The sequence below is a fragment of the Mucilaginibacter agri genome, from assembly GCF_009928685.1.
Taxonomy (GTDB): Bacteria; Bacteroidota; Bacteroidia; order Sphingobacteriales; family Sphingobacteriaceae; genus Mucilaginibacter; species Mucilaginibacter agri.
Genome location: NZ_WWEO01000037.1, coordinates 97,285 through 117,624, shown reverse-complemented (window position 1 = coordinate 117,624; position 20,340 = coordinate 97,285). Strand labels below are relative to the sequence as shown.

Genomic DNA, 20,340 nt, shown 5'->3' with positions numbered 1-20,340 from the left:
TCGTCCATAAGCTAAGCTACAGCATTCACCACCCTAACGATTATTTGCAAACAACGGCGGGTTAGCTAAACATAACATTCAAGTATTTCCAGAGCAACTTCGTTACCTTGTTGCACAACGAGGTCAAAAACAGAAAGCCCTCTACTATCCAGAAGCGTTTTGTCGGCACCATGTTTAAGTAAGATGCTAAGGATATCGTGTCGTCCAAATATCGCAGCGAACATCAGGGCGGTGCCACCGTTGCCGTGTTGCCTATTTAGGTCTGCGCCATTGGCGATCAATAATTCTACAATATCCTCGTGGCCCTTAAAACAAGCGCCCATCAGGGCCGTATTACCGCCAAAATCTGTTGCATTAACATTAGCACCATGATCGATGAGCCAATTTGCCGCTCCGAGCTGATTGTTGTAACAAGCAATTATAAGTGGTGTATAGCCTTTCTCGTCGTTGCTATTAATATTTGTTTCGGAAGTAACCAGTGACTGTAATAAGGTTACGTCACCGCTACGGGCGGCGTTAATAATGGGTATTATCTGTTTATCCATAAATGTAAAAAGTAAAGCCTCCGGATAAAATCCGGAGGCCATATGTGTCAAGTTAAGCTGGGATTAATCGAGGTTTTTCCCTTTCCCAAAAACGGTGCTGCGCAATCATTTTAACAAATAGTGCGGCAAAGTTCTCGCTGGCATCTCCAACAAAGATCCCTTCAGATAAAACCGTATTTTCGTTATAATCAGCCGGCAATTTCTTGCTAAAATAGCTGGCTTCCAGTACCTGCATTGCATCGTCGTGGGCGGCAATGGCTTTGCAATGCTTAAATGCTTCGTTTAAAAAGTGTATCGCATTGGCTTCGGCTGCCAGGGTGGCAACGGCATTAGTGCCGCCCGCAACGTATACAGCGTCGAATAAAACGGAGGCAGCGGTCAAAAAACTTTGATCTACTGCTATTTGTTCGTCATTCTCAGCTATCAGGAAACCGGCTCGTGGCGCAATAATTTCTACCAGCGCTCCCTCTGCAGTTAGTTTGCTTTTGATGGCGCTGACGGATGCAGCGTTGGCGCCGTCAGCGGCAAGTATGGCTACTTTCCGACTTTTAATGGTATCCTTAATCGTATTTGCCATGCTTAGTGGCGCGGATTTGGCCAAAGTACTTTCAACTTGTACCGACTGGTAATCTGCGGGATTTCCGTCCGCCGGTATACTTTGATTGGCCGGCAGATCAGGCGGCAGATGTAAGCCTAATCCGTACGCTACTTGCGTAGCAAGCCCTTCATCTATCTGGGCCAAAATACCCAACATGCGTTCACGGATGGCGACGTTTTTTACTTTACCTAACTCAAAAGTTAAAGCATCGATGATGTGGTTCTTTTCCGGCTCGGACTGGCTGTTGAAAAATAAACGGGCCTGGCTAAAATGATCGAAGAAACTTTTATTGCGTAGACGGAGTTTGCGGGCTTCAATCCGCTCCTGGTAGCTTACAAAACCGCCGTCAGCTTCTTTAACCTGCTGCGGATCATTATTACCCAGTGAATTCGGGCTATAACTGGTTTTCCCTTTATTGATGGTCTGGCGCATAAATCCATCGCGCTGGTTATTATAAACCGGTACGATGGGGCGATTGATAGGAATTTCCTGAAAGTTTGGGCCGCCCAGACGGGTCAACTGTGTATCGGTGTAAGAAAATAACCGTCCCTGTAGAAGCGGATCATTCGAGAAATCAATTCCCGGCACAATATGACCGAGGTGAAAAGCGATCTGTTCTGTTTCTGCAAAGAAATTATCCGGGTTACGGTTTAATGTTAATTTACCCACCCGCTGTACCGGCACCAATTCTTCGGGTACTAATTTAGTAGGATCCAGCAGGTCAAATTCATACTTAAACTCGTCTTCCTCGGGGATGATTTGCAAACCCAGTTCCCATTCAGGGAAAGCACCGCTTTCGATGGCATCCCAAAGATCCCTGCGGTGGAAATCCGGATCTTTGCCCGAAATGTTCTGGGCTTCGTCCCAGGCAACCGAGTGTACGCCTAATAATGGCTTCCAGTGAAATTTAACAAAACTGGCTTTGCCTGCTTCATTGATTAGGCGAAAGGTATGCACCCCAAAGCCTTCCATCATCCGGTAACTCCGTGGCAAGGCGCGGTCGCTCATTGCCCACATGATCATATGTGCAGATTCGGGCATCAGGGAAATAAAGTCCCAAAAAGTATCATGCGCGGATGCGGCCTGCGGAATTTCATTATCCGGCTCGGGCTTAACGGCGTGGATTAGATCCGGAAATTTAATGGCATCTTGAATAAAAAACACCGGCATGTTATTCCCTACCAAATCAAAGTTACCTTCTGTGGTGTAAAATCGAACAGCAAAGCCGCGCACGTCGCGTGCCAGATCGCTGGATCCACGGGATCCAGCCACGGTAGAAAAGCGCACGAAAACTGGGGTCTCCCGTTTCGGATCGTTCAAAAACCCGGCTTTAGTCACCTCACTTAGAGGCTTATATACCTGAAATACACCGTGCGCGCCGGAGCCCCGGGCATGAACAACCCGTTCCGGAATCCGTTCGTGATCGAAGTGTGTAATTTTCTCCCGAAGGATAAAATCTTCCAGTAGTGTTGGCCCCCGGTCGCCGGCTTTCAAGGAATTCTGATCGTCATTAATGGGCAGGCCGGTATTGGTGTTCATTTGTTCATCGGCGGCATCAGCCGTATGTGCGGCCAGCTGTCCTGTTTTATCGTTTTCAGGTTGAGGAGCTAATTGTTTATCAATGGCAGCCTCGGTACCCATTTTGGGAGATGGTTTCTTTTTGCTCATAATTAGATTAGGCTTCTTCTGATGCTTTATAATTAATATCACCCTCGGCGACTTCGGTCAGTTTTTGATCAGCAGCTTTTTCTTCTGTTAACGTCTGATATAACAATTCCGCCACCTCATCCAAACCGAGCGTTTTGGCCAGTTGTGTCAGCCCACCATACGTAGCAATTTCGTAATGTTCTACTTTCTGTGAAGCTAGGATGATGCCTACATCACGGGTGGCGGTATCCGGTTCGGTGCTCTCGATAATGCCTTCCCCTTCTTTGGCAAGGCCTTCCATCGCATCGCACTTTTGCGCCTTTACTTGTTCACCGAGCAGCCCGAAAACCTGTTCAAGCCTGGAAACGTGAATTTTGGTCTCCTCCAAATGATGTTCGATAGCGCTTACCAACGCTTTAGAGGAGGCAGAATTTTGCATTTTTGGTAGGGTTTTGACCAGGTGATTCTCTGCCCAGTAAATATCCTTGATGCCATCTTTGAATAATTCCATTAAGGCCGGCTCTGCCTTTGGTGATGTTTTAGTACTGAATAGAGGTTCCCCTGTTTCTTTAGGCATATGTTTTAAAAGATAAATTGATTTGGAAGGCCGGTTTAAATTAAGTTCAGGACCGTTTGGCTAAGTAAAACAACGAGCACGATCAGTTTTTGTTCTTATAATAATCATAATTTAATTATTACTAAAAAAAAATAACCTGACTATAGACTTCGCTCAATGAACGATTCAGATAATTAGGCACATGGTTTGGGAGAAGCAATGTTTCTATAGGTGCGACTACTTCCAAAGCTTGACAAGTCCTTTCCTTTTGGCATACAGCGGGTCGTTGGTCGGAATTGGGACTAGTTGAATTTGATGGTCAGCCTCAGGCCTTTCACCTTCCTCTCCATACTTGACATTGAATTTCATGCCGTGCGGATATGCACCTACGACACCTATACAATTTTCCGCACCCAGATTCTTATGCGCCACACCAGCCGGAATGATCAGCACGTCGCCTTTCTTAATGGTAAGGATTGGCCCTTGTTCTCCGCCTAGTTGCAGTGCGGTTTCACCAGAATAGACACCCAGCACCTCATGAGTGATGCTGTGATAGTGATGATATTCAAAAATCCCGGCGTCCCAGCTATTTGACCAGCCATGTTTATAAAATATCCTGGCTACATATTTTGCCGGGAAAGAATCGGGAATGTGTAATGCACCAGGGTAGAATAAAACAGGAAAGTCACTATTCGGAAATATGCCATCGTCAGATAGCAGAATCTGTTGAATGCTTGCGGATATAACTTTCACCCTTTGTCGATATATAATGTCAATAATATGGCGAACACGACTTCTTCCTTTTCTGAATTGGCCACGAACTTTTTCATTTTGAGCCCGACGTTTAAAAACTGGCAGAGCGGGATTTTGTTTACAGGATGATTTGAAAATGGTACCAGACGTTAAATTAGAATCGCTTGTTTCGTCGGATGCAGTGCCATTGATCAAAACCAACGGTTAGTAAAGGTCGCAAGTTTGGCTATCTTTTTACGATTGACCATGTTGCAGGATTGCATGGATCATAGCTGCCGGTGCTGGATTGCTTTACGCCTGGCAACATAGCGGGCTTAAGAAAGAATCAGCCCGGTCAAAAACTTGCGGATAGGTATTGAGTTTAATAATTAGTTAAGTTACTGCAATTATAAGAGAATTATGACAAAGCAAGCAAAACCGCTCAAATCAGAACTAGACTTTACTAAAACACCAGCCGACAAAATTACCTTAAAATTAATCGACTTTTTGGGCAGCGGCACGTTTCTCACTTTCTGCATCCTCGCCTTTACTTTTTGGATCGGCTGGAACCTCCTACCGCTTGTACATCATTTTGATCCGTTCCCTTTTCCCTTATTGGAAATGGGCGTTTCTATTTTCGCCATCATTTTATCAGTCACCGTGCTGATCAATCAAAACAGGCAGCGGAGGATTGAAAGCATTCAGCGCGATGTGGAATTCGAAGTTAATGTTCGAGCGGAAGAAGAGGTTACCCGCCTGTTAACGCTCGTACATGAAATCCACCGGAAATTAGGGCTCAACACCGCTATTGACGATCACGAACTGGAGGAAATGAAAAACGACACTGACCTGAAGGCGATTCACCGGGCTGTGGAACCCAAGCAAAAGGACTAACCTTTTCAAACAAATCAGGAATAGTACAGTTCTTCCAGCACACTCCTACTATTATGGCAAAGAAAAAAAATCTATTTGAGCGTTTCGCCAATTGGGCGACAACTGCTACCGGCAGTTCTGCGGCATTTATTGTTGCTGCGCTAACCGTCTTTATATGGGCAGTAACGGGACCGGTATTTCACTATTCCGAGACATGGCAGTTAATCATCAACACCGGTACGACCATTATTACTTTTTTGATGGTCTTCCTTATCCAAAAATCGCAAAATAAAGACTCCAAGGCCATTCATTTGAAACTGAATGAGCTCATTGCGTCGCATGAAGGTACAAGTAACCGCATGGTGGATATTGAAAATCTCACGGAAGAAGAATTGGACCGTATTCACAAATTTTACATTCGTTTATCGGCACTCGCAGAAAAAGAGAATGACATCACCTGCACCCATTCCATAGACGCCGCCGAAGAAAATCAAAGCCTGAAAAGTAGCCGCCATTCAAAGCATCGTTGTATGCTTTTTTGATAGCATCTTCTCCCCGCTCTGCTTCCGATAAGATTCCTTCACGGTCGTCTCCGCCAAATAGTGATTTGACATCAATCCAGGCACGATGTAAAGTTCCGCTTACACTTTTACCAGTTTCCAGTTCATCAGCATTGCCAATTAAGGCAGCCGGTTCCCGGCCATCCTTGCGGCTTTGCTCAGCATAACCGTGAAATAATCATTTTAGATCAATGTTCTCATCTTTAATGTCAGCAATTGCTTTCTCAAAACCGGCTATGCGGTCCTTGTTGATTTCAATAAGGTCGTTTAACACACCCGTTGCATTTTCTGAAGTTGCCATAATGTTTATAGTTTTAGATAGCGTTGGTAAAGCCCTAATATCATACCAAACCCATTTAAGGAATACCTTGAAAGTTGATTTGATTAGTGGAACGGTAGTTATGGGATTATTAGAATCAACATTCAGTAAGATGTCAACTAAAAAGAAAAAAGACCCCTGCTGGTCAGGCTATAGGAAAGAAGGAATGAAAAAAAAGGCTGGAAAAAGTCTCCCTAACTGCGTCAAAGATTCGTCCAAAAAGGACGATTAATTGTTTTGGTTTAAGGAAAGCGTTACTCAAATCTGACTGATGTTTTTCTACCGGACTTTCCAACACTATGATATCCTAAATTGAATGTCAACGGCATGGGAAACAAATCATGATAAACCGTGTGTTTGCTATGCGCTTACAAGGTTAGCCATGGGTTAGCACTGATCGGCCTTTCACCTGCAGGTAACCTTTGACAATTTGACGGCCGGGGTTAAACGGGGCGTTGTAAATGCGTGGCAATTGCCCCACCTAAATAGGAAGCCAGCAGCACCAGTCCTATTAATCCTGTCCGTGCTATTGCAAACAAAATTGCCGAGCACAGTTCGATGAATCCCAGGAAACGATAAACTGATGGAGGGATGCCGAAAGATGCCGTCATGTGAAGCGCATGTTCCGTACCGCGCATTTTATCAATAGATGAAGCTGCCATTAGCAGTACAACGACGCCGGTGAATATCCACCCGATTTTGTTTCTCATAACTTATATAGACTTCGTGTGACCGCCATCAACGCGTAATAATGCACCGGTGATATAATCTGACAGCGGACTAGCCAAGTAACTCACTGCTGTAGCCACTTCTTCCGGCCTGCCGAACCGGCCGATATCATTCTGAACAAATTGCGTAACCGCGTTATGTTCTATCTCAGTCCAATCTGTGCCCCAACCGTACTGCCCGGCCATATTCAACAGCATTTTTCGGGTGTTCTCAACCAGCATAGGTCCCGGGGCGACGGTATTGGAGGTAATTCCGGTGCCTTTCAGTTCACGGGCAAGTGAAACGGTCAGGTTATGCCGCGCGGCAGTGGCAGCTAAATAGTCGGGTTGCAGCGCAAAATGCTCTATACCGCCTGAAGATCCGAGCTGAATCATGCGCCCCCAACCCAGGGTTTTCATGGCGGGAAGCAGGCGGTGGATCATGCGGACATAGGCGAGTACATTCACATTATAACTTTCCGACCAGTTGGCCACGCTGGTATCCAGCCAGGCACGTGGTATATAAGAGCCCGCATTATTTATTAAGATGTCAACCGGCCCGGTTGCTAAAACTTCTTGGGTTATCTTATCTGCATCTCCATCAGTGGTCAGGTCACCCAGCACGTATGCTGCGCCGATACTTTCCGCAACAGCTTTCGCACGTTCTTGATCGCGGCCATGTACTATTACCGAAACGCCTTCGGCGGCTAAACTTCTGGCAATTGCTTCACCCAATCCGGAGCTCGAACCGGTAATTAAAGCTCTTTTCCCATTTAATTTCAAATCCATATTGCTTACTTTTGTATTGTTAGTTACTTTTAGTAAGTCAAAGTTAGAAACTGCTTTTACTAAAAACAAGAAGGCACTTGTCCGTCAGTCACTTACAGCGAAGTAACTAATATTGAAACACAAGGAGTTATGTCGAAAGAAAATTTGAGAAAATGTGAGGGTGACCGGAACGATTGTCCGATTAAGGATGTTTTGTACCGCGTTGGTGATAAATGGTCGATGCTGACGGTGATCATGTTGAGCGATCATGGCACGCTACGATTCAATGAACTGCATAACCTGATCGAGACGATTTCCCAGCGTATGTTGACGGTCACGCTCAAGACCCTGGAAGCCGATGGGCTGATTGCCCGTAAGATGTATGCGCAGATACCACCCAAAGTAGAATATTCCCTGACCGAACTTGGTCAAAGTTTAGTGCCACCATTGATGTCGCTTTATGAATGGGCTAATGTCAGCATGCCGGCGATAAAAGCCTCACGAGAGCGGCATCAAAAGCAAGACCTGGTTGCCCCCGATAATAGATAGGTCGTATAAAAAGTTTGCGTAGTTGCCCTGGAGTCATAAACCGCTTAACGCCCGGACTTAAACATTAATAACTTCACAGCGTAAGCACGACAGCGAGATTACGAGCGTTCCTTCCTCAGTTAAGGTGCGACGAAGCATATCAGATCAATTCGGTTTATTGAGGTCCTGGGGAAGCGTAAACCAAAATGTCGATCCTGTTCCGGGTTGACTGTCTACCCCTATTTCCCCGCCATGTTTCATGATAATTTCAGAGGAAATATATAGCCCAAGGCCCAAGCCGGAGATTTGGGCGCCTTTTTTTACGCGATAATAACGATCAAAAATATGAGGCAGGTCCTCAGGAGCAATACCTTCACCCTGATCGGTTACCGACACTTTGATGAAATTATTCTCCACCAGGACTTTGATAATAAATTCCTCGGATGCCGGAGCATATTTGACGGCATTATTTACAAGATTGATCATCACCTGTTCAATCTGATGATGATCAGCATAGATAGTCAGCGATTCCTGCCCGTCGATACGAAATTTGTATTTGCTATCTACCGATATAAGCGGACAGCAGCGTTTAATCAGCTCGGCTATATTAAAGTTCTCCTTATTAAGGTACAGTTGATGCTGCTCAGCTTTGGCAGCATTGAGCAAATCGTCTACTAAGTGGGTTAGTTTAGCTGCATGACGTTCACCGTTCCTGGCCAGTTGAACTAGTTTATCGTTAGCTGCAGAAGTATTCTCTAACAGGCGATTGATGAGTTGAAGTGTTGCCTTTAAGCTGGTAACCGGAGTTTTGAGTTCATGGCTGGCGACACTGATAAATTCGTCCTTCAAAAGCTGCATTTTTTGGGATTGCGCAAGTTCTTCTCGCATTGCTATTTCCTCTTTTTTTCTCAAGGAAATATCATTCTGGATTCCAATATAATGGGTGATTACACCCTTTTCATCTTTAATCGGTGCCACATGTAATTCATTCCAGAAAATGGTACCACATTTCCGGTAATTTGCCAGTTCGACGCTGCATTTTTCACCTTTTTGTAAAGCATCTTTCAGCTCGTAGCGCTGACTTTGCTCGCGATCGGCTCCTTGAAGAAAACGGCAGTTCCTCCCCAATATTTCAGCCTTGTCGTAGCCGGTCATTTCTACAAATGCTTTATTGCAAAAAATGATCGGATTATCCGGCAGTCGCCAATCGACTATAATAATTCCACTTTTAGATGCATCGAATGCAGCATCCAGCAACTGTCTTTGTAATCCTATATTCCCAAATAATGGTATTTCTTTGCCCCTCATTGTTCAAAAGGATTCCACAAATGGAATCACTATCGTTGAATGCAATTAGCGTTCCGCATCGAGAAAATATTCAATTTTAAATTAATAAAATAAATTTGAAGATAACTATCCGTAAAAATGTGTTGCATTTATAACCTGATTTATATCCCCTCCCACTAAAATCCCGGGGTTTGTCTGACGAAAAATTACGCTCAGTTAGACAGAAGAGGACTTAGGTCTTTGGCCACGAGAATTCCATAGGTTACTTTTACAACGCGAACATCCTTACCGGATCCCTTGAAAAATATACCTGGTCTGTTATCCCCAAAAAGCGCCGGGAACCTATTATTATCTAAGAAGGTACTAAAAGATAGACAGCCTCAACGCTGAACGATAAATTTACCTGATTGCCAATCAAACTATTTCTCTTAATATTTATTGCAAACCCAGCCAAAAAACAAGATGAACGCGAGCGCAGGGAATCGATTCAATACGAAGAAATGATGTTCGGTAGACCTTTTTACCATACCGAAATTCGAAAAAATGAATTCATCGGGATGGTCAGTCATGAACTGAAGACACCCTTAATGCGCTACTCCAGGTCGCTAACCTAAAACTACAAAATAGGCAGGATGACTTTTTAGCAGGTGCTGTCGACAAAGCTTATACGAACGCTTCGATAGCTTGTGAACTACGATAAGCTTTTATTCGGTTTAAAAATAACCGTATAGATAAACTAATATTCAAGCTACCTCATCCTAGTGGTATCATTGACATCTTTTTTTTACTCTCACATACAACTTCAATAAGCTCTCGGTTCGTTCAGCATCATCAAAATTTACTTACGAGTTTCTGTTTATTTAACTGCGTGATCACAACCCCTGTCAAAACCACGGTCAGTGCTATAACCTGCCCAAAAGACAATTGCTCCGAGGCTAGTAGCCAGCCTATTAAATGGCTATAACAGGATTAACGTAGGTATGGGTGCTCACAATTGCAGGCGGCTGAACTGTGATTAGCCAGGTAAATGACAAGTAAGCCACCAGTGATCCCATGACCACCAAATAAGCCAGCCCCGCCCAGGCACTGATTGGCACTAACATGGACGAAAAAGTTGACCATTCTCCTTTTCCGGCAGCGATCAAACCGGAAAACATACCGGCAGCCAGAAGCTGCACCACACTGTTAACGAGGTTATCACTATTTGCAGAAAGTTTTTGACTGGCGTATAAAGCACCGACCACCCAGCTTATGGCGCTCCCCAATGTAATTAATGTTCCCAGAATTAACCGGTGCGATGGTGAGGAGCCGGATGGCGCCAAATAAGTAAACAATGCAATTCCTGCGAAACCGATCAACAGGCCGGCAATTATCCCTCTGCTGGAGAAGTAGGCATTCCAGCGCCCTCGGTCAAGCAAGATGAAAAAAAGTGGTTCGGTAGCCACGATCACGGCTGCGAACCCGGAATTGATAAACAGTTCACCCACCACTACCAAACCGGAACCGCCAGTTAGCATTAAAATCCCACTGATAGACAACACCTTAATATCAATTTTTTCAGGCCAGTTGAGTTTCTTGTATCTTATCCACCCCGTTAGGATCAAACCCGCAGCCAGATACCTTAAGGCAGAAATGGTGAATGGTTGTAGTCCCTTTAACGCGAAGGAAATAGCCAGATAGCTAGTACCAGATAAAGTAAATAGCAACAAAAGCGAGAAATAGCAACAAAGGCTTGGCATTTCTAAAGTTTCTCATATCGCACAACACCAGTAAAGTATGTTTAGAGGGTGTTATTTAGAAATAAAATCCGGCAAAAATTGTTTTACTGGTGTGAAATTTTATAGTTTTATCACATGAACAACACATCAACAGTTATAACCATGACCCTGGACGGCGGCACGCCTTGCCTGGATTTTGTGAATACGGGGTACAATCACGAAAAGGGGATCATTGCGGAAAGGCTTCATACTTATGAAGATTTTTTGGAGTTCAGCCGCCGCCTCGAACTGTTGGATGATGGGTTTCTGGATGAATTGCGTCTCGCATCCCTACAATCGACCGCAGCGGCTGAACGGGCACTTATTTTAGCGCGGCAATGCCGGCAACAACTATATGAGCTTTTTAAGGCCTTGGCCCAGGGCTGCCTGGATCAACTCGATGAGCGCATACTAATTGAACTTAATGAACGATTTGCCGAAGCTCTTCAATACGACAAACTCCATATCAATGGTGGAAAACTGCTGGTTTCGTTTATGCCTGAATCGGGGGATTTAAACGCTCCCTTGTGGCGGCTTTTGCTTTCCGCTCATCATTTGATACGAGAAGAAGATATCCACTTGATCAAACAATGTCAGCGCTGCGCCTGGTTATTCCTGGATAGAACCAAAAACCACCGCAAGAAGTGGTGTTCGATGGAATCCTGTGGGAATTCAGAGAAGACCAAACGTTATTACCAACAGCGAAAGAGGAATTTGAGTTAACCCCAAAAGGTCACTGGTTTTTTTCGCCGAACCGGGACATCATTCAGCGTAACTATTATAACGATAACATATAATTCCACTGCGTATGCCCCAGCTATCAGGTAACGCTGGGAAAAAACCCACTGCTGAAAGTGAAACTCAAGAATTGACCTTTCGTGTCGAACTTTCTTTGCACCTTGGATGTCGACCACCTACAGATATAGTGTTTTAGGCCAACTACGGCTTTAATCGGAGACTTTAACTTACTTGTGAGATACCAAACAATCGTTTCACTGATTCGTTGAAATTAGCAATGAGCGATAGGATTGATTTTAGCGGATTTGTAAGGGTGCGGGGTGCCCGTGAACATAACTTAAAAAACATAAGCGTTGATATTCCAAGAGATGCCTTAGTTGTTTTTACCGGTATATCCGGGTCAGGAAAATCCTCATTAGCATTTGGTACGCTGTACGCCGAAGCCCAGCGGCGTTATCTGGAATCGGTTTCGCCATACGCACGCCGCCTGTTTAACCAGATGGCAATTCCTGAAGTGGATGAAATTGAAGGTTTGCCTCCTGCCGTTGCATTGCAGCAACAACGGGGTGCTGCGAGCACTAGATCATCCGTAGGGAGTGTAACTACCTTATCGAACTTATTACGCATGCTGTATTCCCGTGCAGGGGATTATCCGGAGGGTCAAGATATCATCTATGCAGAGTCGTTTTCACCAAACACCCCTGAAGGCGCCTGTCCGGAATGTCACGGCTTGGGTCGTGTTTATGAAATAACAGAAAAATCCATGGTACCCGATGATTCTTTAACGATTCGAGAGAAAGCAATTGCTGCATGGCCTTCAGCCTGGCAGGGGCAAAATCAGCGGGATATTTTGACGACGCTCGGTCACGATATTAATATTCCCTGGAGAGATTTGCCTAAGAAAGATCGTGACTGGATATTGTTTACGGAGGAGCAACCTTTAGTACCTGTGTATTCAGGTTACACTCACGAGGAAATTAAGCGCTTTATTAGAAACAAACGACAACCAGATTACATGGGAACGTTTACCGGAGCGCGTCGTTACGTTCGGCATACGTTTGCCAATACACAAAGTCAACTAATGAAAAAACGGGTTTCGCAATACATGATCAGCAGCGAATGCCCACTTTGCAAGGGCAAGCGTTTAAGGCAAGAATCTTTATCGATAAAGTTTGCCGGCTATGACATTGCAGATCTTTCGGGAATACCACTTAAAGCCTTAGCTGAAATATTTGCTCCTTACGCCACCGGGACAGCAAAAGTATTGAAACAGATAGAAGCACAACATCCGGAAAAAGTTGTCGTATCAAAGCGTATTGCTGAAGATCTTTTAACAAGACTACAAGTTATACTTGACCTGGGACTAGGGTATTTAACGATAGAGCGCGGCACACCAACTTTGTCGCCTGGTGAATTGCAGCGATTGAGATTAGCGACACAAATACGCTCTAATCTATTTGGTGTTGTTTATGTATTAGATGAACCCTCGGCAGGCTTACACCCTGCCGATACCGAAGCTTTACTGAAGGCTTTGGATAAATTAAAGGCATCTGGCAATTCGATATTTGTTGTTGAGCACGAAGTTGATGTGATTGGACATGCAGATTGGATCGTTGACGTAGGACCAGCTGCTGGTGAAAATGGAGGTCATATTCTGTATAGTGGATTGCCCGAAGGTTTAAAAAATGTAGCAGAGTCGCTCACGAGGCAGTATATTTTTGACAAAGCAAAAAGCACAAAACAGGTTTACAGACAACCGACGGGTTGGTTGCAGCTAAATGGCATAACGCGCAATAATTTAACTAACCTCGATGTAGGCTTTCCGTTGGGCGTATTAACGAGCGTAACCGGTGTTTCCGGTTCCGGAAAAAGCAGCCTCGTTAGCCAGGTATTGGTAGAACTCGTAGCCGAGCAATTAGGCTTCCAGGTCGATATTTCCGAAGACACAGATGCGGACCCACTCGAAAATAACGAAGTCCTCACATTAGGTGGTCGTATAATCTCTGGTTTAAAAAACATCGAGCGTATGGTGGTCGTAGACCAAAAGCCGATTGGCCGGACACCGAGATCTAACCTGGCGACCTATACTGGATTGTTTGATCATGTTAGAAAATCTTTTGCAGCAACTCCGATGGCTAAATCCCGCAAATATGATTCAGGGCGTTTTTCTTTCAACGTTGCCAAAGGGCGGTGCCCACACTGCGAAGGCGAAGGTATGGTTATGGTGGAATTACTTTTCCTGCCAAGCGTCTATACCCCCTGCCCTACCTGTGGTGGAACTCGTTACAACCCCGAGACCCTAACAATAAAATATAAGGACAAGAACATTGCAGAGGTACTGAGAATGACCGTGGACGAAGCTGCAATTTTCTTCGACGAAGAACCCGCTATCAGGCGTGTACTTGAAATTGTCCGGGAAGTGGGATTAGGATATTTGCGGCTGGGTCAGGCGGCTACCGAGCTTTCCGGCGGAGAAGCCCAACGGATTAAACTGGCCACAGAATTACAGCGCACTCAAAATGGACAAACATTATACATTTTGGACGAACCTACTACCGGTCTGCACCCGTCAGATGTCGAGCGTCTGCTATCGCAACTCAATCGTTTGGTTGATGCCGGAAATACCATAGTCCTAGTAGAACATGACATGGCTGTCATTGCAGAAAGCGACTGGGTGATCGACATGGGGCCCGGAGCCGGTGACGAAGGGGGACAAATTATAGCAGAAGGCACACCTGCAGCTATCGCGGAAGTAAAAGGAAGTAAAACAGCTTCGTACCTGGCAAAATATATTTAGGTTAAATATGGCTGGTTCCGACGAAGGCCTACCATTCCGGTATTTGCGAGACACCTTGCTCCTTGCTGCATTATCAGATAAAAAGCGTATTAATTTGCTACAGACGGTATGAGATAAATTATTTCGTTTATTTTATTTGTTATGTAAACAGCCAGGATGTGCTGTTTCGAAGCCATCTTATAATTTAAAGTTTCAGGCAGAACCAGTTGTCTTCATATTTGTATCCTGAAGTGTACGTAGAAGCTAATTGTCACTGACGATCGCAGCTTTTTTGCGTTGTTTATTGACACTATGTGGTTTCAAAAAGTTGTAGGTAAAACTAAAACCCATGTACTGCGCACTACGGTTATCATTAGTGCCGTCAAAAAAACAATACCCTTGGGTAACGGCTATCGCAACGTTCTCAGAGATATTAAAATTAATACTATTACAAATTTCAGTAACCAACCCTTCCCTGGCCTTGAACACGTAACCCGCACCCAGACAAAGGGCTTCCGAAAAACGGCCTTTTGTAAAAACATTGATAGTCGGCCGAAATTCCAAAAAACGCGCTGTATCGGCATGAATGGAATTAAACTGGCCGGTTGCGATACCAATGTCGAAAATACCATAGGTGCGTCCAAACTCCAAAGCCGGGGCAAATCGCTTCGCCACCCCTCCTTTCGTATTCACAAAGAAATTGGTGTAGGCAGATGCATAGAAGTACCGTGGTTCCTTGTTTTCTTTGGAAGTATCTGATTCCAGTGTGGTATCTTTTTTCGATTGACCATGATTCAAGATTGCATGGGTCATTGCTGCCGGGGCGGGATTGGATTGCGCCAGGCAACCTAACGAGGTGAAGCAAAGAATCAGCCCGATAAAAAACTTGAACATGGGGTATTTTGGGTTTAATAATTAGTTGATTTACTGCAATTATAAGAGAATTATGACAAAGCAAGCGAAACCACTCAAATCAGAACTGAACTTGCCAATACACCTGCCGATAAATTAACGGTCAAATTGATCGGCTTTTTGGGCAGTGGCAGGTTGCTCGCTGCTTGTGTCCTTGTCTTTAGTGGTTGGATTGGTTTGAACCTCTTGCCCAATGTCCATCATTTTGATCCCTTCCCATTTCCGTTATTGGAAATGGGCCTCTCCATTTTCGCCGTTATTTTGTCGGTAACGGTGCTGATCAATCAGAACCGCCAGGGAAGGATTGAGAGTATCCAGCGTAATGTTGAATTTGAAGTTAATGTTCGTGCTGAAGAAGAAGTGACCCGCTTATTAACGCTGGTCCACGAAATCCATCAGAAACTGGGGCTCAATGCGGTTATCGACAATAAGGAACTGGAAGAGATGAAGAGCGATACCGATCTGAAAGCGATTCACCGGGCCGTCGAACCGAAGCAAAAGGGTTAACACTCAAACAAATCGGGAATAGTAGAGTTGTTCCAGCATACTCCTATGATCATGACAAATAAGAAAAATCCAATAGAACGGTTCGCCAACTGGGCGACAACCGCTACCGGCAGTTCGGCAGCATTTATCATCGCCGCTGCGACGGTTTTGATATGGGCGGTAACCGGCCCGGTATTCCATTATTCCGAAACCTGGCAATTAATCATTAATACTGGTACCACCATTATTACTTTTCTGATGGTTTTCCTGATCCAAAAATCACAAAATAAAGATTCAAAAGCTATCCACCTGAAACTAAACGAGATCATAGCTTCCCATGAAGGCACGAGTAACCGCATGGTCGATATTGAAAACTTAACGGAAGACGAACTGGACCACATTCACAAGTTCTACTCTCGTTTATCGGTTCTCGCGGAAAAGGAAGATGACATCACTTGCACCCATTCCATTGATGCAGCCGACGAAAACCAGAGCCGCAAAAGTAGCCTTTACAAAAAAGCGAAAGTTAATGAAACAAAAAAACCGGTTAAAGTGATTGCGCATAGCTAGGGCAATCCAGAATGATGTGGGCTAAAGAACGTAAAGAAACGATCATGCGCCATTACTAAATTTACTCCCGTCTGAGTGCCTAAAATTGTTAATTGGCTTAGTGATTAAGAGGCACACCTATTCATATAGGTTGTATGTTTTTAAAGTACCCCAACAGATAATATCATTAACTTCAGCCAGTTATTAATTCATACCCCTATCGTTGGAAAAGTCATCCTGCTGTAAATGCGGCGCTCCATTTCATATCCGTGTCAGGCGCGGTTTTTGGGTTAAGCACATGCTATTCTTTCTTCCGCTCAGAAAATATTGGTGCGGTAGCTGTAATAAATCTCGTCTTATATGGTATAGCTAAGAAGCCTCGCAGCATTCTGATAGTGGATAAATTCAGGCTGCCGAATTCCCCGCGGCAAGAATAACAATTAAACTGCCGCTGCCATTTTTGAGGATTTATATTTCGATATTGGAGCTGATCAAGAAATTTTTTCCTTAATCGTTTCAATCGCCTCATCGACTGCCATATCTTTTGCCGCCTTAACTACACTGGCTGGATCATCTAAAAGATCGTCCAACAGAGATCTGCCGTTCTCGCGTTTCCTGGTGATATAATATACCCCGAGAGCAGTCGCAACGCCTAAAATGAAGGTTTTAAAGTGATTCATGGGATTTTATTTTTAGACCATTAATCGATTATTTATTTTTTGGATTACTTGTTCATTACTTTGACTGCACGTTTGGTACTCGTTTGGAATGTCAGCAATGGCTTCGGAAAACTCAGCCACAGCCAGTGTTAATCGGCCATTGGTTTCCTTGGTTAGCGTGGTCGCGTCAGCCGCGGGGCTTGGTTCCACGCCGGGAGCTTTATTAGCCAGCACCTGGCAGTCAGCGAAGTCGGTTCATTTCGGTCAAACGTTTCACATCAAATTCCAGTAATAGCTATTTCCGGTTGTACTAACGTACACACCAAACCCCTTTAATAATAACGGCGTGGCAAAAACTTTTTCTAAAGGAACATTGGGCATCATTTAATATCATCTCATTTTTTCTTCAATGGCTTTTATGTCATCTAAATGCTTTTTCAACGTCGGAAGCATTTGCGTGGCAAATGCTTTGACTACCGGATCTTTGCCCGTTGTTGCATAGTTTTGAAACACCTCCACCGTATTCAGATGCCCGGCAACCATACTATGCACATAATGCTCATCAAAATTACCGCCTGCATTTACCAACAGAAGATCGGGATTTATTCCTCCGGTGGCTGCGGGGGGAAGGGTGACGTTCCGGCTTTTGGCCAAAGCAAGCAGTTTCTGCTCGGCATCACCATGATCTTTCACCATCATCTGCCCAAAAGCTTTAACGTCGGGGCGGCGTGCTTTTTGTAACGCGAGCTGACCGGCGCTTACCTCCTGCAAATTTTTAATACTCGCCACAATCAAAAAGTGTTTAACCGTGGTGTCCGGATCTGGCTGCGGGATTTGTGCCCGGACAGTATCGACGCCAAGGCTGCTAATCAGAATTAAAATTAGTTTCTTCATTTCGATATCGGTTATGGCATACCTACGCCGCCTGATGAGCCATATATCTGTCCGGTGGCGAAGCTGGCGTCGGCAGCAGCTAATTGAACATAAATAGATGCTAGCTCTGCGGGTTGCCCTGGTCTTCCCAGCATCGTCCAGCTCCCAAACATCTGCTGTTTCTCGGGCTGCGCTCCGCCGCTGATTTGTAAAGCTGTCCAGATAGGTCCCGGCGCGACCCCATTTACACGGATGCCTTTAGGACCTAGTTGCTTGGCTAAAGATTTCACGTAATTCATCGTTGCAGCTTTGGTTTGGGCATAAGCATACAAATCGGGTGACGGATCGTAAGCCTGCTCTGAGGTGGTACCGATGATAGCCGACCCGGCAGGCAGATGTGGCAGTGCTTCGCGAATGATCCAGAACGGCGCATAAATATTAGTTTTCATGGTTGAATCAAACTCCTCGGTTGTCACGTCCGCTATCGAGCTGATTGACTGCTGGCGGCCGGCATTGTTAACAATAATATCCATCCCACCCAAACCCACGATGGCTTTTTGCACCAGGGATTTGCAGAAATCTTCACTACGGAGATCACCAGGGATGGCGATCGCTTTGCGACCTTCTTTTTTGATTAGGGCGATTACTTCCTGTGCATCCTGCTCTTCTGTAGGATAATAATTTATGGCCACGTCCGCGCCTTCGCGGGCGTACGCGATAGCAGCAGCACGTCCCATTCCGGAGTCACCGCCGGTAATCAGCGCTTTCCTCCCCATTAACCGGCCTGAACCTATATAACTGGTTTCGCCGCAATCGGGAACAGGGTCCATTTTACTTTGCAGACCTGGCCAGGGTTGTGGTTGACTTTTAAAAGGTGGTTTGGGATACAAGGTGGTCGGATTATTGATTTTCACCGGGGCATCAGTACTTTTTAAATTCAAACCATTACCCGCAAAGGCCGGGGCTACCGCTGCCGCAGCCAGCGTAGTCCCTAAACCCGCCACCACTTGGCGGCGGGTCATTCTGTTTTTTTCATTCATAAATTCTTGCTGTTTAAAAATGTCTGTGCGATTAAGCGCCCAGCTCTTTCAATATCCGACTAGTAATTGCCACGTGTTCTTTAAATACAGCCAGCGACAATGTCGCCAGGTGCCTTCCCTGATTTTCGGCTGGCCCCGCCAGCTTTCCTTTGCTGATGTAATTTTGTGCAAGGTCCCGTAAAAACTGGTGGTTCTCTAATTGTGCTTTGATGTAAACCTTGTCAAATTCTGGCCCTGAAGGTGTAGCTTTGATCTTTTCCAGCGTGGCTTTTGCCTTGGCATCCATTTGTGGTACAGGAGTTCCCAAGTTTTTCAATACACCAGTTACGGCAATTGCTTCTGTCAGTTCAAAGCCGGCAAATTCCTTGGCGTTTTTGTTGGTGGCTTTACTAACTGCAATTTGGCTGGTTGCCAGAGACAATTCAGCAGGGCCTATTACGCCCATTCGAAATTCCTTTTCGTTAGCCGCCATTGGATTATCGACAACAGCTGTCGCCCCGGCATTAAAGGATTGTAGCATACCGCCCGCTAGTGTCAGGCCTGCGCTTAATGCCATGGATTTTTTTAATAAATCTCTGCGCTCAATAGTGTTGTCTTTCATTTTGATTGTTTTTATAAAGTTGATGTAGATGTGGTTTCGTATTGGTGCACTTTGTGCTGCGTTACCCATTCGCTGATATAGGCTGCTACTTCTTCCCAACGCTCCTGGCCGCATGTCCAATGTCCGCGGTTTGGAAAGGATTTAAATTCGCTGATGCTCACCTCGTCGGTATAGGCTTCCGCATTTCTGCGGTTCAACTGATACGGAATAATTTCATCGTTTTCGCCGCCGATAAAAAGCAAGGGCGCGTGTGGTATTTCTATATCAATCTGTCCGGCTTCGCCCATGCAATCCCGTAATACATTCCGGCTATCATGTGTAGCGGTTTCATTATAAGCAATTTGCGTCTCGCCCATGCTCATCGTATTACAGAATGATTCGTGAAAGCTATCTATATCCATTAAAAAAGGCTCATTGCCTTGAAATGGATTCGCTATAAGGGCGCTGTTTTTCATAAAACCCCAATCAAATGCTAACATGGCATTGGGGGCAACCGAATCAATCGGAACACCCAATTCAACTAGGCCTTTTGCTGTTAACAATTGAGTAATTAGTCCACCTACCGAGTGACCAATTACTATTGGTTTTTCAGGCAGCGCGGTCACGATGTTTTCCAAATGGTCAACTATCGTTTGTAGATGAAGATCACCTAAGCCTGCTGGTGGATTATCTCTAAGTTCTGCGGGGTTGCCTTCATGCAATGGCCAGGCCGGAGCAATACATTCATACCCTTTTTCCGTAAAATAGGCAATCCATTCTTCCCAGCTCACCGGGTTCTGGAACATGCCGTGGATAAATACAATGGTCTTTTTCATAAGTAGTAGTGATG

The 20,340-nt window shown here is 44.9% G+C and carries 24 protein-coding genes; 7 read left to right on the top strand and 17 right to left on the bottom strand.

What is annotated here, in order from left to right; all coding sequences use genetic code 11:
* Nucleotides 1-65 precede the first annotated feature (65 nt).
* The 4 genes from GSY63_RS03235 to GSY63_RS03220 form a co-directional block, all read right to left on the bottom strand.
* Nucleotides 66-545, bottom strand: coding sequence for an ankyrin repeat domain-containing protein (locus GSY63_RS03235; protein ID WP_166584389.1), 480 nt, complete (start codon nt 543-545; stop codon nt 66-68).
* Between the two features lie 52 nt (nt 546-597).
* Entirely contained in the window at nt 598-2,811 is a 2,214-nt protein-coding gene (locus GSY63_RS03230; protein ID WP_166584388.1) for a catalase, read from the bottom strand.
* 7 nt (nt 2,812-2,818) lie between these two features.
* Nucleotides 2,819-3,367: a YciE/YciF ferroxidase family protein gene (locus GSY63_RS03225; RefSeq protein WP_166584387.1), complete on the bottom strand. Its 549-nt coding sequence runs from the start codon at nt 3,365-3,367 to the stop codon at nt 2,819-2,821.
* 216 nt (nt 3,368-3,583) lie between these two features.
* Nucleotides 3,584-4,294, bottom strand: a complete 711-nt coding sequence (locus tag GSY63_RS03220; RefSeq protein ID WP_208094451.1) for a hypothetical protein — start codon at nt 4,292-4,294, stop codon at nt 3,584-3,586.
* A 204-nt stretch (nt 4,295-4,498) separates the two neighbouring features.
* On the opposite strand from GSY63_RS03220, the gene GSY63_RS03215 reads away from it, so the two are divergent.
* Together GSY63_RS03215 and GSY63_RS03210 are read left to right on the top strand one after the other, a co-directional pair.
* Complete coding sequence (locus tag GSY63_RS03215; RefSeq protein WP_166584386.1) at nt 4,499-4,972, top strand: DUF1003 domain-containing protein; 474 nt, start codon at nt 4,499-4,501, stop codon at nt 4,970-4,972.
* A 53-nt stretch (nt 4,973-5,025) separates the two neighbouring features.
* Nucleotides 5,026-5,493 (top strand): low affinity iron permease family protein, encoded by a 468-nt coding sequence (locus GSY63_RS03210; protein WP_166584385.1) that lies wholly within the window; start codon nt 5,026-5,028, stop codon nt 5,491-5,493.
* Here the strand turns inward: GSY63_RS03210 and GSY63_RS24780 are convergent.
* From GSY63_RS24780 to GSY63_RS03195, 4 genes are all read right to left on the bottom strand, one after another.
* Entirely contained in the window at nt 5,405-5,614 is a 210-nt protein-coding gene (locus GSY63_RS24780; protein ID WP_243749147.1) for a PA2169 family four-helix-bundle protein, read from the bottom strand. The two genes, GSY63_RS03210 and GSY63_RS24780, sit on opposite strands and share 89 nt — an antisense overlap.
* 75 nt (nt 5,615-5,689) lie before the next feature.
* The gene (locus GSY63_RS24775) at nt 5,690-5,812 is read right to left on the bottom strand and encodes a PA2169 family four-helix-bundle protein (protein WP_243749142.1); all 123 of its coding nucleotides are present in this window, start codon (nt 5,810-5,812) and stop codon (nt 5,690-5,692) included.
* A gap of 461 nt (nt 5,813-6,273) precedes the next feature.
* Complete coding sequence (locus GSY63_RS03200; protein WP_166584384.1) at nt 6,274-6,540, bottom strand: DoxX family protein; 267 nt, start codon at nt 6,538-6,540, stop codon at nt 6,274-6,276.
* A gap of 3 nt (nt 6,541-6,543) precedes the next feature.
* Complete coding sequence (locus GSY63_RS03195) at nt 6,544-7,326, bottom strand: SDR family NAD(P)-dependent oxidoreductase (protein ID WP_166584383.1); 783 nt, start codon at nt 7,324-7,326, stop codon at nt 6,544-6,546.
* A 129-nt stretch (nt 7,327-7,455) separates the two neighbouring features.
* On the opposite strand from GSY63_RS03195, the gene GSY63_RS03190 reads away from it, so the two are divergent.
* Nucleotides 7,456-7,854 (top strand): winged helix-turn-helix transcriptional regulator, encoded by a 399-nt coding sequence (locus GSY63_RS03190; RefSeq protein WP_166584382.1) that lies wholly within the window; start codon nt 7,456-7,458, stop codon nt 7,852-7,854.
* A gap of 144 nt (nt 7,855-7,998) precedes the next feature.
* Here the strand turns inward: GSY63_RS03190 and GSY63_RS03185 are convergent, their stop codons facing one another.
* Entirely contained in the window at nt 7,999-9,141 is a 1,143-nt protein-coding gene (locus tag GSY63_RS03185) for a sensor histidine kinase (protein WP_166584381.1), read from the bottom strand.
* Between the two features lie 929 nt (nt 9,142-10,070).
* Nucleotides 10,071-10,859 (bottom strand): EamA family transporter, encoded by a 789-nt coding sequence (locus GSY63_RS03180; protein WP_208094450.1) that lies wholly within the window; start codon nt 10,857-10,859, stop codon nt 10,071-10,073.
* A 114-nt stretch (nt 10,860-10,973) separates the two neighbouring features.
* Here GSY63_RS03180 and GSY63_RS03175 point away from each other — a divergent pair, with 114 nt between their 5' ends.
* Nucleotides 10,974-11,600 carry a CGNR zinc finger domain-containing protein gene (locus GSY63_RS03175; RefSeq protein WP_166584380.1) on the top strand — a complete coding sequence of 209 codons (627 nt, stop codon included), beginning with the start codon at nt 10,974-10,976 and terminating at the stop codon, nt 11,598-11,600.
* 292 nt (nt 11,601-11,892) lie between these two features.
* Entirely contained in the window at nt 11,893-14,412 is a 2,520-nt protein-coding gene (gene uvrA, locus GSY63_RS03170) for an excinuclease ABC subunit UvrA (RefSeq protein ID WP_166584379.1), read from the top strand.
* 243 nt (nt 14,413-14,655) lie between these two features.
* On the opposite strand, the gene GSY63_RS03165 is transcribed toward uvrA, so the two are convergent.
* Nucleotides 14,656-15,285 (bottom strand): hypothetical protein, encoded by a 630-nt coding sequence (locus GSY63_RS03165; RefSeq protein WP_166584378.1) that lies wholly within the window; start codon nt 15,283-15,285, stop codon nt 14,656-14,658.
* Nucleotides 15,286-15,411: 126 nt separating this feature from the next.
* On the opposite strand from GSY63_RS03165, the gene GSY63_RS03160 reads away from it, so the two are divergent.
* On the top strand, nt 15,412-15,810 hold the full coding sequence (locus GSY63_RS03160) for a DUF1003 domain-containing protein (RefSeq protein WP_166584377.1): 399 nt from the start codon (nt 15,412-15,414) through the stop codon (nt 15,808-15,810).
* 51 nt (nt 15,811-15,861) lie between these two features.
* Nucleotides 15,862-16,359, top strand: coding sequence for a low affinity iron permease family protein (locus tag GSY63_RS03155; RefSeq protein ID WP_317168534.1), 498 nt, complete (start codon nt 15,862-15,864; stop codon nt 16,357-16,359).
* Nucleotides 16,360-16,829: 470 nt separating this feature from the next.
* Here GSY63_RS03155 and GSY63_RS03150 read toward each other — a convergent pair whose 3' ends face one another.
* The 6 genes from GSY63_RS03150 to GSY63_RS03125 form a co-directional block, all read right to left on the bottom strand.
* Nucleotides 16,830-17,018 carry a YtxH domain-containing protein gene (locus GSY63_RS03150; protein WP_166584375.1) on the bottom strand — a complete coding sequence of 63 codons (189 nt, stop codon included), beginning with the start codon at nt 17,016-17,018 and terminating at the stop codon, nt 16,830-16,832.
* A 12-nt stretch (nt 17,019-17,030) separates the two neighbouring features.
* On the bottom strand, nt 17,031-17,207 hold the full coding sequence (locus tag GSY63_RS03145; protein WP_166584374.1) for a hypothetical protein: 177 nt from the start codon (nt 17,205-17,207) through the stop codon (nt 17,031-17,033).
* Between the two features lie 180 nt (nt 17,208-17,387).
* Nucleotides 17,388-17,891, bottom strand: coding sequence for a DUF4142 domain-containing protein (locus GSY63_RS03140; RefSeq protein ID WP_166584373.1), 504 nt, complete (start codon nt 17,889-17,891; stop codon nt 17,388-17,390).
* 11 nt (nt 17,892-17,902) lie between these two features.
* A complete protein-coding gene (locus tag GSY63_RS03135; protein WP_166584372.1) occupies nt 17,903-18,910 on the bottom strand; it encodes an SDR family oxidoreductase in 1,008 nt (335 codons plus the stop codon).
* 31 nt (nt 18,911-18,941) lie between these two features.
* On the bottom strand, nt 18,942-19,511 hold the full coding sequence (locus tag GSY63_RS03130; protein WP_166584371.1) for a DUF4142 domain-containing protein: 570 nt from the start codon (nt 19,509-19,511) through the stop codon (nt 18,942-18,944).
* A gap of 11 nt (nt 19,512-19,522) precedes the next feature.
* The gene (locus tag GSY63_RS03125; protein WP_166584370.1) at nt 19,523-20,326 is read right to left on the bottom strand and encodes an alpha/beta hydrolase; all 804 of its coding nucleotides are present in this window, start codon (nt 20,324-20,326) and stop codon (nt 19,523-19,525) included.
* Between the last annotated feature and the right edge of the window lie 14 nt (nt 20,327-20,340).

Coding starts and splice junctions, on each gene's coding strand:
- GSY63_RS03150 (WP_166584375.1), bottom strand. CDS start 17,018: ATGAATCACTTTAAAACCTTCATTTTAGGCGTTGCGACTGCTCTCGGG.
- GSY63_RS03215 (WP_166584386.1), top strand. CDS start 4,499: ATGACAAAGCAAGCAAAACCGCTCAAATCAGAACTAGACTTTACTAAA.
- GSY63_RS03180 (WP_208094450.1), bottom strand. CDS start 10,859: ATGCCAAGCCTTTGTTGCTATTTCTCGCTTTTGTTGCTATTTACTTTA.
- GSY63_RS03135 (WP_166584372.1), bottom strand. CDS start 18,910: ATGAATGAAAAAAACAGAATGACCCGCCGCCAAGTGGTGGCGGGTTTA.
- GSY63_RS03195 (WP_166584383.1), bottom strand. CDS start 7,326: ATGGATTTGAAATTAAATGGGAAAAGAGCTTTAATTACCGGTTCGAGC.
- GSY63_RS03155 (WP_317168534.1), top strand. CDS start 15,862: ATGACAAATAAGAAAAATCCAATAGAACGGTTCGCCAACTGGGCGACA.
- GSY63_RS03230 (WP_166584388.1), bottom strand. CDS start 2,811: ATGAGCAAAAAGAAACCATCTCCCAAAATGGGTACCGAGGCTGCCATT.
- GSY63_RS03175 (WP_166584380.1), top strand. CDS start 10,974: ATGAACAACACATCAACAGTTATAACCATGACCCTGGACGGCGGCACG.
- GSY63_RS03165 (WP_166584378.1), bottom strand. CDS start 15,285: ATGTTCAAGTTTTTTATCGGGCTGATTCTTTGCTTCACCTCGTTAGGT.
- GSY63_RS03130 (WP_166584371.1), bottom strand. CDS start 19,511: ATGAAAGACAACACTATTGAGCGCAGAGATTTATTAAAAAAATCCATG.
- GSY63_RS03235 (WP_166584389.1), bottom strand. CDS start 545: ATGGATAAACAGATAATACCCATTATTAACGCCGCCCGTAGCGGTGAC.
- GSY63_RS03185 (WP_166584381.1), bottom strand. CDS start 9,141: ATGAGGGGCAAAGAAATACCATTATTTGGGAATATAGGATTACAAAGA.
- GSY63_RS03200 (WP_166584384.1), bottom strand. CDS start 6,540: ATGAGAAACAAAATCGGGTGGATATTCACCGGCGTCGTTGTACTGCTA.
- GSY63_RS03140 (WP_166584373.1), bottom strand. CDS start 17,891: ATGAAGAAACTAATTTTAATTCTGATTAGCAGCCTTGGCGTCGATACT.
- GSY63_RS03210 (WP_166584385.1), top strand. CDS start 5,026: ATGGCAAAGAAAAAAAATCTATTTGAGCGTTTCGCCAATTGGGCGACA.
- GSY63_RS03125 (WP_166584370.1), bottom strand. CDS start 20,326: ATGAAAAAGACCATTGTATTTATCCACGGCATGTTCCAGAACCCGGTG.
- GSY63_RS03225 (WP_166584387.1), bottom strand. CDS start 3,367: ATGCCTAAAGAAACAGGGGAACCTCTATTCAGTACTAAAACATCACCA.
- GSY63_RS03190 (WP_166584382.1), top strand. CDS start 7,456: ATGTCGAAAGAAAATTTGAGAAAATGTGAGGGTGACCGGAACGATTGT.
- uvrA (WP_166584379.1), top strand. CDS start 11,893: ATGAGCGATAGGATTGATTTTAGCGGATTTGTAAGGGTGCGGGGTGCC.
- GSY63_RS24775 (WP_243749142.1), bottom strand. CDS start 5,812: ATGGCAACTTCAGAAAATGCAACGGGTGTGTTAAACGACCTTATTGAA.